Source organism: Mesorhizobium sp. M1328 (assembly GCF_040318075.1).
Taxonomy (GTDB): Bacteria; Pseudomonadota; Alphaproteobacteria; order Rhizobiales; family Rhizobiaceae; genus Mesorhizobium.
On the sequence record NZ_JAMYLO010000046.1, the window covers coordinates 1 to 13,551 of the forward strand.

12 protein-coding genes and 1 pseudogene are annotated in these 13,551 nt (G+C 58.6%); 2 read left to right on the forward strand and 11 right to left on the reverse strand.

Annotated elements, in window-relative coordinates; translation table 11 throughout:
* Positions 1-833: aminotransferase class III-fold pyridoxal phosphate-dependent enzyme (locus NKH23_RS33400; protein WP_353036590.1), on the forward strand; the 833-nt coding region annotated here is incomplete at its 5' end.
* A gap of 89 nt (positions 834-922) precedes the next feature.
* On the opposite strand, the gene NKH23_RS33405 is transcribed toward NKH23_RS33400, so the two are convergent.
* From NKH23_RS33405 to NKH23_RS33440, 8 genes and pseudogenes are all read right to left on the reverse strand, one after another.
* Positions 923-2,197, reverse strand: a complete 1,275-nt coding sequence (locus tag NKH23_RS33405) for an amidohydrolase family protein (RefSeq protein WP_353036592.1) — start codon at positions 2,195-2,197, stop codon at positions 923-925.
* 292 nt (positions 2,198-2,489) lie between these two features.
* Positions 2,490-3,662 (reverse strand): Gfo/Idh/MocA family protein, encoded by a 1,173-nt coding sequence (locus NKH23_RS33410; protein ID WP_353036594.1) that lies wholly within the window; start codon positions 3,660-3,662, stop codon positions 2,490-2,492.
* An 11-nt stretch (positions 3,663-3,673) separates the two neighbouring features.
* A complete protein-coding gene (locus tag NKH23_RS33415) occupies positions 3,674-4,726 on the reverse strand; it encodes a sugar phosphate isomerase/epimerase family protein (protein WP_353036596.1) in 1,053 nt (350 codons plus the stop codon).
* A gap of 397 nt (positions 4,727-5,123) precedes the next feature.
* The gene (locus NKH23_RS33420) at positions 5,124-6,152 is read right to left on the reverse strand and encodes a Gfo/Idh/MocA family protein (RefSeq protein ID WP_353036598.1); all 1,029 of its coding nucleotides are present in this window, start codon (positions 6,150-6,152) and stop codon (positions 5,124-5,126) included.
* Between the two features lie 123 nt (positions 6,153-6,275).
* Positions 6,276-6,863, reverse strand: coding sequence for a D-sedoheptulose-7-phosphate isomerase (locus tag NKH23_RS33425; protein WP_353036600.1), 588 nt, complete (start codon positions 6,861-6,863; stop codon positions 6,276-6,278).
* On the reverse strand, positions 6,860-7,798 hold the full coding sequence (locus NKH23_RS33430; RefSeq protein WP_353036602.1) for an ROK family protein: 939 nt from the start codon (positions 7,796-7,798) through the stop codon (positions 6,860-6,862). Before NKH23_RS33430 ends, NKH23_RS33425 begins: the two co-directional genes overlap by 4 nt.
* Entirely contained in the window at positions 7,788-8,372 is a 585-nt protein-coding gene (locus NKH23_RS33435; protein ID WP_353036604.1) for a DJ-1/PfpI family protein, read from the reverse strand. The genes NKH23_RS33430 and NKH23_RS33435 overlap by 11 nt, the downstream gene beginning before the upstream one ends.
* 358 nt (positions 8,373-8,730) lie before the next feature.
* Positions 8,731-9,339, reverse strand: a pseudogene (locus NKH23_RS33440) (IS66 family transposase); the annotation flags it as partial.
* A gap of 140 nt (positions 9,340-9,479) precedes the next feature.
* Between NKH23_RS33440 and NKH23_RS33445 the strand changes: the two are divergent.
* Positions 9,480-9,860: a transposase gene (locus tag NKH23_RS33445; RefSeq protein ID WP_245274633.1), complete on the forward strand. Its 381-nt coding sequence runs from the start codon at positions 9,480-9,482 to the stop codon at positions 9,858-9,860.
* 123 nt (positions 9,861-9,983) lie between these two features.
* Here the strand turns inward: NKH23_RS33445 and NKH23_RS33450 are convergent, their stop codons facing one another.
* The 3 genes from NKH23_RS33450 to NKH23_RS33460 are packed head-to-tail and all read right to left on the reverse strand — an operon-like array spanning position 9,984 to position 13,104.
* Positions 9,984-10,997: a tyrosine-type recombinase/integrase gene (locus tag NKH23_RS33450; protein WP_353000926.1), complete on the reverse strand. Its 1,014-nt coding sequence runs from the start codon at positions 10,995-10,997 to the stop codon at positions 9,984-9,986.
* Positions 10,994-11,908, reverse strand: coding sequence for a tyrosine-type recombinase/integrase (locus tag NKH23_RS33455; RefSeq protein WP_352639863.1), 915 nt, complete (start codon positions 11,906-11,908; stop codon positions 10,994-10,996). The genes NKH23_RS33450 and NKH23_RS33455 overlap by 4 nt, the downstream gene beginning before the upstream one ends.
* Complete coding sequence (locus tag NKH23_RS33460; protein ID WP_353000924.1) at positions 11,902-13,104, reverse strand: site-specific integrase; 1,203 nt, start codon at positions 13,102-13,104, stop codon at positions 11,902-11,904. The genes NKH23_RS33455 and NKH23_RS33460 overlap by 7 nt, the downstream gene beginning before the upstream one ends.
* Positions 13,105-13,551 lie beyond the last annotated feature (447 nt).

The following is a 13,551-nucleotide window of genomic DNA, read 5'->3' on the forward strand; positions in this document are numbered from 1 at the left end:
ATATCATCGCGTCTCCCCAAAGAAAGCTTGACCCCAGCACTCCGGTGCTCAGGTTCTCCTGGCTGCCGGATGCGCACGTCTGCGGTCTTCACCGGATGCGTACGTTCCACCGAATTCCGAAGCGGCATCTTCCAGTCGCTGCCAAAGGTGACGGCATGTACATATTCGACAAGGACGGCAAGCGATATATCGACGGCTACGCTGGAGGTGCGTGCGTATCGTGCCTAGGCCATAGCCAAGAACCCGTTATCGAGGCGGTAGGGGACCAAATAGGAAAGATGGCTTTCTTCCACTCCGCTATGTTCACGTCAGAGCCGCTCGAAGAACTCGCGTCCATTCTGACGACGGATGCTCCAGAGGGCCTCACGCGGGTATTCTTTACCAACAGCGGGTCCGAGGCGGTCGAAACGGCAATAATGACGGCTCGGCAGTATTTTGTAGAGATCGGTCAGCCGCAGCGAAAGAAAGTTATCGGCCGGCGGAACAGCTACCACGGAGCCGCCCTCACGGGGCTGGGCATAGGTTATCAGGTAGCGCGCCGCACACCTTTCGAAGAGATCATTCCAAATGTATTCCACGTATCGCCCTGCTACGAATACAGGGGGCGATTGGAAGGCGAAACACCTGAGCAATATGGATTGCGTGTGGCCAATGAGTTGGAGCAGGCTATTCTGGGACTGGGCCCCCACACCGCAATGGCTTTTGTCGCGGAAACTATCACCGGCACCACGAACGGCACCACCCCGGCAGTTCCGGGCTATTTCAAGCGTGTTCGGGAGATTTGCGACAAGTACGGGGTTCTGCTCACCCGCGATGTCGGTTCCCAAGTATAACGATGATGGCGAGGTAATGCAGCCGCCGCACGATGCCACTTGGGTAGAAAAGTTACGCGAGGTGCGATCGAACGAAAGACGGTGCGACGTCATTTTCGAAACAATTCCTGAGCGTTTGCATGCATAAGCCGTGCGGCAAGTTCAGTGACTGAATCACGTCCTATCCAATTACGCTCGAAAAGCGCAGCCAAGCCTTCCGATATTCCTCTACGAGCGATGACGCTATGCCCAACAATATTTTCAGCTATTATGTAATCACCTCCAAAAGTCAATGGTTTGTGTGTTGGTGCAGTTACGACAAACTCAGTAAGAAATTGAGTACAGGCGAAAGGATTTAGGATCCAAGCCCAGCAAAGATCGACATAGACATTCTTATACTGCTTAGCCAGCGAGATGTACTCATGTTGATAAGGATAACCAATGTGCATTAGGATGAAGCGCATGCCGGGATATCGCTGGAGCAGGTGGCATACGTCGGCCGCGTTCGCTTTTACGTTCGATAATTGCATGAAGTCTCTTCGGGCCAAATATCCGGTATGCAACTTCACCGGCAATTTATACTCTTCGGCCCTGGCAAGGCAGTAGTGAAAGAGATAGTCCTCCAGCGCCTGCGATCCCTCTGGCCCAATGAAGGGACGTTCGGCGGTGAGGGTCGCGAAATATTTTTCCGCCATGTGTCGTTCGACGTGCTCGAACTTCAAACGTCGATAGTAGGCGCCTGCGTATTTAACGGCTATGGCGCCTTTTCCGTGCCGTTCGAAATAGCCGTCGATCGCAGCCAACCAGTCGTTGAAGGAGTCAATTTTAGAGCCTGTCTCTGCTTCCACCCTTTTGATATCGGCTTGACTGCATCGGCTTAACTCCATGATGCTTAGATCTTGCTTGAGTAATGAAGGCTGCGCAGTCTCCATATATATTTTTTCCACCGAGTTCACTTGGCACTCGGAGATACGGCAAACGCCCTGAATGATATGCTGATAAAAGCCGGGCTTCCTAGTCTGACGATATTTCTCTGCAAGCTCTTCGACATTCTTCAGAGAGAAGCTGTCGATGTCGTACAATTCTCTGATCGTATAGGCTACTGCCTGCGCATATGCGGTATGTTGCACTCGCTCCCAAAATGGCAGCAAGAGATTGAATTTTTCCACCGGAGAGACCTGGGGATCGTAGAAGCGCTGCTCCTCCGCTGCACCCATCCCGGCGCAACGCAGATCGTCCTGCACATAAGTCTTAAAGAGGAGGGACCAGTCATCGCAAGGTAGCCGCCTTCCTTGGACCCAGGAGGTTCGAACGGACTCTTCGACAAGATGTTCGTGCGTGTCCGCCAAGACGGTTTCCGCCACGATGTCCCGTATCCAACTCATTTTTGCATCTCTTTCCAAGTTACGTCCGCGTAGATTAACCAGTTGGGCTTCGCAAGCAATTTTCAAATAGAATTAGATTCCAATTCGAAGCATCAATTTTTCTTAAGTGCGCGCTTCGCAAAAGCTGGACAGCGATTCCGCTAATTCCCGGACAGCGTTTTCACAAAAGTCCGTACAGTTTGACGAGGTTGGTCCTCGGCAGCCTGGTTGCTGTTAGGGCTGATTGATTTCGGTGTTCTCGGAGTCGGTCAAGAGGGGCTAGGCTTGAAGGGATGTCCCGGTCATTGGTCTTTTACACGCTGACCCAGGCACCGTTCCTATTGGAAGAAGTCACACAGGCCTGAACGAACACAACGCCCTTCACGCCGTCATCCACGGTCGGATATATGACGGCCTTGTCGACCGCAACGCCCTGCTTGGCAGCGTTGATGGCGTGGGCGGCCTCCGTGTAGATCGTTGCAAACGCTTCAAGAAAACCTTCAGGATGGCCGGACGGAATGCGAGAAACACGGGCGGCCGCTGGGCTCGAACCCGCGCCGTTTCGGGTAATAAGGCGCTTTGGCTCGCCGAACGGAGTGAACCATAGGTAATTCGGATCGGCTTGCACCCATTCGATGCCGCCCTTGATGCCGTAGACGCGGATTCTCAGGCCGTTCTCATGGCCGGGCGCTACCTGGCTACACCAGAGCACGCCCTTGGCGCCACCCTCGTACCGCAACATCACATGCGCGTTGTCGTCGAGACGGCGGCCCTCGACAAAACTGTCGAGATCGGCGGCGAGGCTTGTCAAGGTCAAGCCAGTGATGAAGTCGGCGAGGTTATAGGCATGCGTACCGATATCTCCGGTCGCACCGCCGGCGCCCGACTGGGCCGGATCGGCGCGCCACATGGCCTGCTTGGCGCCGGTCTGCTCGACCGCTTGGGTCAGCCATTCCTGTGCATATTCCACTTGCACGACGCGAATTTTTCCGAGGTCGCCATTCCGAACCATTTCGCGCGCCTGCCGCACCATCGGATAGCCGGTGTAATTGTGGGTGAGGATAAACAGTACACCGTTCTCGTCTGCTACCTTCTTCAACTTCTTCGCGTCAGTGAGGTTGGAAGTCAGCGGCTTGTCGCAGATGACATGTATGCCGCGCCGCAGGAATTCCTTGGCTGCATGGTAATGCAAATGGTTAGGCGTGACGATCGAGACCGCCTCGATGCCGTCCTTCAACCGCGCCTCGCGGATCGCCATCTCCTTATATGACCCGTAGGTACGCGACGGATCGAGTCCAAGCTCGCGTCCAGATGCAATCGACTTTTCTTGCGTGGAAGAGAGTGCCCCAGCAACTAGATCGAATCGGTCATCAAGCCGGGCTGCGATACGGTGCACCCCACCGATGAATGCGCCGGCCCCGCCGCCCACCATGCCGAGCTGGATGCGTGAATTCCGCGTCTCATTTCGGCTACCTTCAATTGCCATGATCAACCTCCCTAAAGACCCAGCATCCGTCGATTGGCTGCTCCGTCATCACCGCTCGCGGCGAAATCGTCGAAAGCCTTCTCGGTGATGCGAATGATATGGGCCTTTACGAACTCGGCGCCCTCTCTCGCACCGTCTTCCGGATGCTTCAGTGCGCATTCCCATTCGACAACGGCCCAGCCATCGAAATTGTTGGCCGCCATCTTGGAAAAGATCGATCCGAAATCCACTTGGCCGTCGCCCGGCGAACGGAAGCGCCCGGCGCGCTCAATCCAGCCCTGGTAGCCGCCATAAACGCCCTGCCGCCCGGTCGGATTGAATTCCGCGTCCTTGACGTGGAACATCTTGATCCGGTCCTTGTAGATGTCGATGTGGTCGAGATAGTCGAGGCACTGAAGCACGTAGTGCGACGGATCGTAGAGCATGTTTGCGCGCGGATGGTTCTTCAGCCGATCCAGGAACATCTCGAAGGTGACACCGTCATGTAAGTCTTCGCCTGGATGTATCTCGTAAGCCACGTTGATGCCGCAATCCTCCGCGTGGTTAAGGATTGGCATCCAGCGCTTCGCAAGCTCGTCGAAGGCAGTCTCGATAAGGCCCGTCGGCCGTTGCGGCCAAGGATAAAGATAGGGCCAGGCGAGCGCGCCGGAGAAAGTCCCATGCGCCTTCATGCCGAGATGCTTAGACGCTGTTATCGCCATTTTCACCTGATCGACGGCCCATTCCTGGCGCGCCTTAGGATTCCCGCGTACTTTACTTGCTGCAAAACCGTCGAAACACTCGTCATAAACAGGGTGCACAGCGACTAACTGGCCCTGCAGATGACTGGAAAGCTCAGTCAACTCAATTCCGTTTTCTCGCGCGACGCCGGCGAATTCGTCGCAATAGTCTTTAGAGCTCGCTGCCTTGCTGAGGTCGATCAACCGGTCGGCCCAGCTTGGCACTTGCACTCCGACATATCCCATTTCGGCCGCCCATTTGGTGATCGCGTCCCAGGAATCGAACGGCGCGCGATCGCTTGTAAACTGGCCAAGAAAGATGGCGGGGCCTTTGATCGTCTTCATGTCCATCCAATCAGTTGTGTGTGGTCGGGCCTGGGCCAAAACAAGTCAAAGCTCAACCTCACGTGAAGGCCGGCTTTGCGTGGGTTGATTTTCCATGGCGTCAATATCCCTCGCGGGTAATCTCACACTTCGCGGCACGCTGAATGTCGAGTGAAGACTAAACCGCTCCGCACGTATTAAAACGTCAGTTGGCGAGCGGCGTTTGTTTTCCCAGGATCTACAACCACTGTAGCGCTTCCCCTAGGCCGCAGGCCATCCCCCGACCCGGCGTGTGGCGTGAGACCAGTGTTATTGCCCCCACGCGCCGGCTGCACCTTGCCAGAATTGACCCGTTACGCGCGTCGTCTCGAAGCGGTGAAGTAGGATACCAGAAGGCTCGCTTGGGGGTGCCGTGTCGTCACTCTCGAACTCGCGAAGAGTTTTGAACAAGCTGCGGGGCCCCGCCGGCTCGAGCGGATGCATAGGCGGCATCCATGATCCGCATCATGTCTTCCGCTTCTCGAAGACCGGAAAACGGCTTAACTCCGGCGGCCATCTCCCCCAGGACCCTGTCCACAAAGAGGGGATAAAACAGGTCGGTGTCGAACGGAACCCTTCGGGTCTGAGTCCCAAGCTCGAGTTGATCACGCAATCGGTAGGCAATTTGGTCGTTACCCCCTTGGACGTAAGCTTTTCGGGATCCGATTGTGAACGTAAATTCTCGCTTAATGTCGGCAGCGCTGGGAAATGCGTACCCTGTTTCCACCACGCCGACCGTTCCGTCCTCACTCCGCATGGTGACGACCGAATGATCCTCGATCTGCTCGCCATGGCACCGTGAGCTCATCATGGCGGAGACAGTCGACACAGGCTTTCCCGTCAACAATAGGAAGAGATCTATGAAGTGTGTCCCGACATTTATAGTCGAGCCGCCGCCGGCAATCGCCGGGTCCGTCATCCAGGACGCTCCAGCGTTTATGTATCGCGACGGCGGACCCACGATAAATCGAACTGCAAAGTTTGTGATATCCGTCGGCAGCGTGCCATTGATCTCCGAAAGCGTGTCCAACACCTCGCCCATTCGGAAGTTCAGAGGGACGGCGACGTAGACTCCGGCCGCTTCGGCAAGTTTGCGCAATTCTGCTACTTGATCGGCATTCGTGCCGCACGGTTTTTCCAGCGAGAACGGTATGCGGCGCTCAACCAGCAACTTTCCAATTCGCGGCAGATCTGGGTGGCGGCCGAAAACAAATACAAAGTCGGGCTGCTCGTTGGCCAACAAAGTCTCTACAGAGTTATATTCTTTGCATCCCAAGCGGGCCGCGATCTCCGAACCTTTTAATCTATCCGAGTCCGACACAGCGACGACCTCAATGCCCGGCTGTTCGAGAGCTGGTAAATAAAGAGGTACATGCCAGTGGCTTACTTCAAGCAGAGCAATTTTCATTGCAGATAATCCTTTGGGTTTCGGAAAGCGTATTGGGAGTCAACTGCACATGATCAGGTCAGCCAGAAAGAGCACTGTTAGGCATACTCTCAGGCGACGGCTGCGGCAGCGGAGGTCATGGTCTCAGCGTCCTGCTTGGCCGGTGATTGCGTCGTAGACGCCCCGAACAATGATATGGTGGTAGATCACGTGAACATCTTCGATCTGCTCCATCATCTCGAGAGGCACTCGCAAGCAGACATCGCACAGGCCAGCCATGGTTTCCGCCGTTGGTCTAGCGCTGGTGAAGCCGATGATCATCGCGCCACGAGATTTTGCAAACTCCAGTGCTCGGAGCACGTTTGGCGAGCCGCCAGAGCCGCTGATGCCGATGACCAAGTCCTTGGGGCGAAGGAAATTGGCCAACTGCTCAGTGAATACAGCCTCGTAACCGATGTCGTTGCCAATGGCTGTCAGCCAAGCGCAATTGTCGTTGAGGCTCTGAATTCGGAGACGCTTGCGCCCACCGAAGCCATCATCTGCAATTAGCAATTTTCCAGCATCTGTAGCCATATGGCTGGCCAGCGCCGCCGAAGCGCCGTTTCCGAAGGCGAATATCTGGCGTTCCTCGCGAAACGCGGTCTCGAACGCTTCGATTGCACGGCTGACCGCAGCAAAGTCCGTGCGCCCCAAGGCGCCTTGGACTGTGGTAACATATTCAATTGGTTTCATTGCGCGAAATCTTCCCTTTTCGAAATTGCCAGAAGCCCCGCGCCTATCAGCGCTGCGTCCGAACCAAGCGTTGTCCTCGCCACCTGAGGCAAATGCTCGGGCAAAGTGATCGCGTGCTCTAAAACTTCCCGTTCCAGTCGAGTGATATCTAGGCTGTCGGCCACCCCGCCACCGATTACGATCATGTCCAGGTCGAGCAGGTTAACCGCATGCGAAAGCGCGAGGCCGATATGGCGATGCACTGCGTCAACGATCTCTGTTGCTCGCGCGTCTCCACTATTGGCTAAGTCAAAGACTTCACGCCCACCCGCCACGGCGAGCCCGCGTTCGATGGCTGCTGCATGAATTGCGGTGCCGGACGCCACCGCCTGGAGACAGCCGATGCGGCCGCAACCGCATCTTGGTCCAGTAACGGCGACTGCCACATGACCGATTTCACCAGCAAGTGAGCGAGCGCCTTCGAACAGACGTCCATTCAGTACCAGCGCGCCTCCAATGCCGGTCGAGACCGTGACCCACAGGAAGTTCGAACAATACCTTGCGATGCCATAGCGCTGCTCCGCTAAGGCGCAGGCGTTGACGTCATTTCCAATCGATGCTGGAAGTCCGACAGCGGTCGACAGCATTGCGGCGAAGGGTACATCGCGCCAACCCTGTGTCGGGGCAAAGCGTAGAATGCCGGATCCCGTGTCAGCTGAGCCTGGCACCGTGGCACCCACCCCAACTAATGACAGTAGGTTGAGTTCCAGGCGCCCCGACAGGGCTGTGAGTGCTTTGGCCGCGGCCTCGGCAACCTCAGCTGGTCCATCACTAGCAGTAGCGAACTGAGTGCTCCCGAGGACGTGTCCGGCAGTATCGACAAAGCCGACTGCGACCTTCGTACCACCGAAGTCGACTGCCGCAGCGATTGGTAAACGTGAGGCCTCATGCAGCATCGCGCTGCTGCATTGCTTGGCGCTCCGCGTCTAGCAGGCCGATCCAGGCTTTCATGTAAAGGTGGTGATAGTTCCAGTACATAGCACTAACGAGATTGCCGTCGACGCAGAACGGCGCATCTTCGTAGATCCCGCCACAGACTTCCAAATCAAACCGGCATTTAGGCACGCAGCTCATTCGACGCCCTTTAACGCAGCCTGCCCTCGCCGGAATTTCTACACCATGGCAAACACTGGCAATTGGCTTGTTGTGTTCAAAGAAATACCGAGTGACGCGGATGAGGTCAGGATCTTCCCGGATATACTCCGGCGCGCGACCACCACTAAAAAAGATTCCAGCGTACTCTGCAGGATTAATGTCGCGGAATGCAATTTCAGCATCGATCTTGTAGCCCTCCCACTCCCGCGTAATATCCCATCCGGCGGTATGTTCGTGCATAACCATGTTGTAGCGACGTCGCTCTGGACCGGCGACCACGGCCTGAAAGCCTTCCTCCTGCACTCGCAGGAAAGGGTAAAGCGTGTCCACCGTTTCGGTAGCATCGCCAATTACGATCAGGACCTTATGCAGCATGCTGCTCTCCTTGTGTTACACGAACGACGTTCTATTTATAGCCGTCCGACCCATGTGTCAACGAGAGCTCCGCAAGAATGGCCGGATTTTGAAAAGCGGGAATTTTGTTCACCCGACGGAGCACCCTATACGCCGACTAGGCGAAGGGATCCTCCGGACGGCGACGCCCAGGTGATAAACGTATCCATCGGTGAAGACCGCAGACGTGCCTATCCGGCGGCCATGAGCACCTGACACTGCGGTCAAGCTTTAGATGGGGAGACTCGATGATATTCTTCGAGGAGGAGTTCGACCTCCTCGATGACTTCATCGGTGAAGGCCAAGATTCCGTCGTCATCGTTAGCGTCATCCGGGTCTACGGCTGACGACCCATCGCATAGAGATCACCATAGCCGCCAAAGGCATCGGCCTGCAGGATGCCACTCCAGCCGGCGAAGATGCGCCACGGGATGTTCCCCTCGACGGTCGCGGGAATAGTAGAACACTGCCGCCGGCGGATCGGCGCCGCCGAACGGTCGGTCATCGCGCGATATTGGTCTTGTCCAGGCCAGGACCGGAACCGTCGTATCGTCCCCGTGCAGACGAAGCGGACAGCACATGCGCTTCGAGCCGCCTGAACAGCGGCATCAGCGCCGCCCTGGTCGGCGAGCGTCGACAGGCTGAGCACGCCTTCGCGGCCATAGCGTTCACTCAGGCCGTTGAGCGGCTGATGCTGGCCGAACTTCTAGCGCAGGATCATCGCCAGCAGGCCGGGACCGGCCCAGCCCCGCGGGGTGGCGTGGAACGGCGCCGGAGCCTGGCTGATCGCCTCGCAGTCGCGGCAGGTGAACTTCTCCCGCACGTGCTGGATCACCTTCCATTGCCGCGGCACTACCTCCAGCGTGTCGGTGATATCCTCACTCCTCACCCAGCTTGCGCAGCCGATGACCGCCGCAGCAGGGCAAGCAGTCGGCGCCGGCTCGACCACTGAGATTGCGGCCCATTGCGACAAAGGATGTAAGCGCCAAGCTGACCCCATCTGGCGCGGCTTGAGGTGATGAGCGAGACATACTGATACTGAAGCAAGGAGCCGAGGAGCTTGCAGTGTCAATTTCTATGTCTGCGCCTATGCCTGATGATAGAAGTTTCCATGTTCTTGAAGCGGTTGCCAACCGACTGGAGGCAAGCCCGCAGCGTCCGCGGCGGCGCTGGTCGGCGGAAGCGAAGTCGCGGCTGATCGAGGCGACACTGAAGCCGGGCGCGAATGTATCGGCCATTGCCAGACAAGCGGGGATGGCGCCGGCCCAGCTGTTCGGCTGGCGGAGCAAGGCGATCAAGAGCGGTGCGGTCACGCCACACAGGGATGCGGAGCGGCTCGGCTTTGTCGAGGTCACGCCGACAGCGTCTGCGTCGGTGGAGATCGAGCTGGGTGGCGTGGTCATTCGCGCCGGTGCCGATATCAATGAGGAGCAGCTGGTGCGGATTATCCGGGCGGTTCGCCAGGCATGATCCCGGCTGGCGTGAAGGTGTTGGTCGCCAGTCATCCCGTCGATTTTAGAAATTATGTGGAGCGCCGGATTATGCGGAGTCCGCAGCGGCAATTCCTTGCCGCCTGCGGTATTTGAGCAGCGATCACTCGACATAATCTGCCGATCGGCTGACGGACTTGAGCATGGCCAGCAGCTTATCGGGAGAGCGGAAGCGACCCGACTTGAGCGACGGCGGCGCCATCGCGGCGAGCGCCTCGAGCTTCTCGGTCGGATCGGCCCGCAGGTAGATTTCCGTACTTTGGAGGCTGGCATGACCGAGCCAGAGCGAGACTTTGCGGACATCCCGGGTCGCCTGCAGCGTGTGCATGGCACAGGTGTGGCGCAAGACGTGGGGAGTGACGCGCTTGTCGGCAATGGACGGTTGCTTCCGCGCCGCGGTGGCAACGTGCTTGGCCAGGATATATTCGAATCCGGACCGGGTCATCGCGCGTCCCGTCGCATTGAGAAAGAGCTCGGCGTCGCCACTCGCCGGGCGGACCGCCAGCCAAGCCTTCAATGCCGCTGCGGTCTCCTTCCACAGGGGCAGCACGCGCTCGCGGCGTCCTTTGCCCATGACGTGGATGCTGGCGACCGTCTGGCGGTCGATCTGGTCGATGCGGAGGCTGACGAGTTCGGACACGCGCAGCCCGGCAGCGAAGGCCAGATGCAGCATCGCCCGATCGCGGATGCCGGAGACCTGACGCGGGTCCGGCGCGTCGAGCAGAGCCTGCATCTCGTCGCGGCTGAGATGACTGACGAGGGCCTCGTCGACCTTCTTCATCGGGATCGCCCGGATCCGGCGTGCCTGATCCAGACAGGACGGGAGCCTATACTCGAGGAAGCGGAAGAAGGCTTTGATGGCGGCAAGACGGACGTTGCGGGTGCGCGCCGAGTTGCCGCGTCCTTCCTCCATGTGTTCCAGGAAGGAGAGAATGAGCGACGGATCGAGCTGCTCAATCTCGATGCCGGATGGGGTGGTCCGCAGTCGGGCAGCCGCGAAGCAGAGCAGCAACTGAAAGCTGTAGGCGTAGGCCGCGCAGGTGTGCGGGCTCGCTCGCCTCTCGTGCGGCAGATGCTCGCGCAGGAAGGCGGTGAGATGCGGAGCCAGCGCGGTCATGAGACGGCTCCTTGGTGCAAGGCCTCGCCGGCCGCCGCGATCTGCCTCATCAGGATCGGTGTTGCCTGCAGGTACCAATAGGTGTCGGTGACGTGGGCATGGCCGAGGTAGGTGCTGAGGGCAACGATATGACGGCCGACGGCATCGCGATCGTGCCGGCACTGCTCCAGTGAGCGTACGGCAAAGGTGTGCCGTAGATCATGAATACAGGGGCCCGGTTGGCCGGGGCCTCCTCGCAGGCCGATCGAGCGCGCGAGCTGGAGAAAGTTGGCGATCACGGTACTGTAGGCCGGCGATGCGCCCGCGGCGGAAACGAATAGCGCATTGTTCAAGGTACCGAGCCGGCGGCGTGCAACCAAATACCGGTCCAAAGCGTCGCATGTCGTGCCGTGGAGCGGCAGCAAGCGGCTCTTGTGGAACTTGGTCTGTCGGATGATCAGGCCATCGGCGGTCAGGTCATCGAGCTGAAGCGAGAGGGCTTCGGAAATGCGCATGCCGGTGGCGGCAATCAAGCCGAACAGGGTCTCGTACATTAACGGCCGGATCGAACCTGCCGGCTTCAGGCGGGCAGCCGCCTGCATCAGCGCGGCGATCTCGTCCGCGCTGTAGATATGCGGAATCCGTCGCTCCAACGGGCTGCGGCCCAGAGCGTCAGCGGGCGGGATCTCATGACGCCGATCCTCGGCCGACAGCGCCAGCGCAAAGCGGCGGACCGTCAGGAGTCGGTTGCGGCGCTGCTGTGGCGAAGACGCAAGCCTCGCCCATTCGAGCACGCGGGCAGCTTGGAGATGTCGGTCGTCGTGTCGCTCGGCGAAGGCAACAAAGCTCTTCAACAGCGTGTTCTGGACGCGGAACCTGAAGCCCAGCCTATGCTGCAGTTCCACATAGCGTGCGAGATCCTGGCTCAGCATGACGCACTCCCCGGCCAGGGCTGGGCAACCCGAAGCAACATGTCGACGTCAACCTTTGCGTAGTGGGCGGTGGTGTCGACCGACCGATGGCGCAGCACGGTTCCAATCAGGTCCAGCGTGGCGCCGGCCCGCAGCATGCTGGTTGCTGCCGAATGCCGCAGAAGATGGGCGCCTCGGGACGGAGCGTGGTCGATGCCGGCCCTCGCGAGCGCAAGGCTGACGATGCTCGAGACACTCGCGCTCACCAATGGCCGAAACGGTGCAACGGTCCGCAGGAAAATCTGCTCACAGGCGGCAGGCGGACGGGCGTCTCGCAGATAGTCGATAATCGCGTCGCCAGCGTCCTGGGGCAGCGGAAGCTGGACCTCGCGGCGTCCTTTGCCGCGGACACGCAAGGTTCCCTCGCGCCAGTCAATGTCGTCGAGGCGCATTCCCGAAATGTCGCCGGCGCGCAGGCCGAGACGTGCAAGTGGCAGAAGCACCGCGCGGTCGCGGATGCCCATTGGCGTCGTAACGTCGCACGACGCAATGACCCGCTCAACTTCCGCCGGGGAGATGTAGCGCGGCAAGGCCGACAACCGCCATTGCGGCACCGTCGGGATCGCATGATCAAGCCCCGGCCGGCATAGGCCTTGGGTTGCCAAATATCTGAGGTAGCCCCGCAGCGCCATCGTCATTGTCTTGAGGTAAGCTGGCGAAGTTCGCTTGCCTTCATCCAGGATCGCTTGCCGAATAAGACGGGCATCGTAGTGCCTTGGATCGGGACCCAAAGCCGGAAGCAGCCGCATGACCATTCGGCCATGGCGACCGATTGTGCGCTCAGAAATGCCCCGGTGCCGTCTCAGCCAAATCTGGAATGCAAGGACTTGGTCGTCGTGGGCACGCGGCTCATCCTGCGTCAATGGCGTAACGACCTCGCATTCCGCCAGAAAGCTCACGAACCGCCGCGTCCGGTTCACGTATTTGGCGGACAGGCGATCGGCTCGTCGAACGCCGGGACAGCGGCATCGATGTCGCGCAAAGCGGCGAACCGTATCCTCGTTGATCTCCGCGACAGCGATCTTGGCGCTTTGCAGCCAATGTCCGAAGTGACGAGCCGAGGCTTCGTAGCCTGACACCGTCAGGCGGGTGTGTCCCAGGCTCAACAATCGGCTCGTGAACGCTTCTACGAACGGTCGCAAGGCGCCCGGGTCCATCAATCGCGTGCATTCAAGCAGAACTTCCTTCGACTTTGACAATGTGGTCTCCTCTCGAGGTCAAATGACGTCGAGAGACGACAACAATTATGCCGAGCAAGAAAGCAGATAGAGCGCTCTAACACATTGGAATCAACGGACGAATTGGCCTTGGTTGCTGCGGACTCCGCATAATCCGGCGCTCCACATAATTGCGGTTATGCAGGGCTCCGCATAACCGCAAAGGTCCCGACGGCCTTTTGGCACTGGTGCGCGATGCCGGCTCGGATCCATTCTTATGCGTCGGGCGAGATTATGTGGCGGAGCCTTCCTGGTGCCAGCCTAGGCCCGCCGGTCCGGATTTTTCCGCCACATAATATTTCATGCCTCTCTCATGGCGCGGGATTCCCCTGTGCCACAACGCCGGAGGGGCAGAATGCTCGAGTTCTATTTTTCCTATTGTGGGGT

What these genes read in the sequence shown, in the direction of transcription:
- NKH23_RS33415 (WP_353036596.1), bottom strand. Translation starts at nt 4,726, where the DNA reads ATGAAGACGATCAAAGGCCCCGCCATCTTTCTTGGCCAGTTTACAAGC.
- NKH23_RS33460 (WP_353000924.1), bottom strand. Translation starts at nt 13,104, where the DNA reads ATGGACCCGGGCGCCTTGCGACCGTTCGTAGAAGCGTTCACGAGCCGA.
- NKH23_RS33420 (WP_353036598.1), bottom strand. Translation starts at nt 6,152, where the DNA reads ATGAAAATTGCTCTGCTTGAAGTAAGCCACTGGCATGTACCTCTTTAT.
- NKH23_RS33405 (WP_353036592.1), bottom strand. Translation starts at nt 2,197, where the DNA reads ATGAGTTGGATACGGGACATCGTGGCGGAAACCGTCTTGGCGGACACG.
- NKH23_RS33410 (WP_353036594.1), bottom strand. Translation starts at nt 3,662, where the DNA reads ATGGCAATTGAAGGTAGCCGAAATGAGACGCGGAATTCACGCATCCAG.
- NKH23_RS33430 (WP_353036602.1), bottom strand. Translation starts at nt 7,798, where the DNA reads ATGCTGCATGAGGCCTCACGTTTACCAATCGCTGCGGCAGTCGACTTC.
- NKH23_RS33445 (WP_245274633.1), top strand. Translation starts at nt 9,480, where the DNA reads ATGCCTGATGATAGAAGTTTCCATGTTCTTGAAGCGGTTGCCAACCGA.
- NKH23_RS33455 (WP_352639863.1), bottom strand. Translation starts at nt 11,908, where the DNA reads ATGCTGAGCCAGGATCTCGCACGCTATGTGGAACTGCAGCATAGGCTG.
- NKH23_RS33450 (WP_353000926.1), bottom strand. Translation starts at nt 10,997, where the DNA reads ATGACCGCGCTGGCTCCGCATCTCACCGCCTTCCTGCGCGAGCATCTG.
- NKH23_RS33435 (WP_353036604.1), bottom strand. Translation starts at nt 8,372, where the DNA reads ATGCTGCATAAGGTCCTGATCGTAATTGGCGATGCTACCGAAACGGTG.
- NKH23_RS33425 (WP_353036600.1), bottom strand. Translation starts at nt 6,863, where the DNA reads ATGAAACCAATTGAATATGTTACCACAGTCCAAGGCGCCTTGGGGCGC.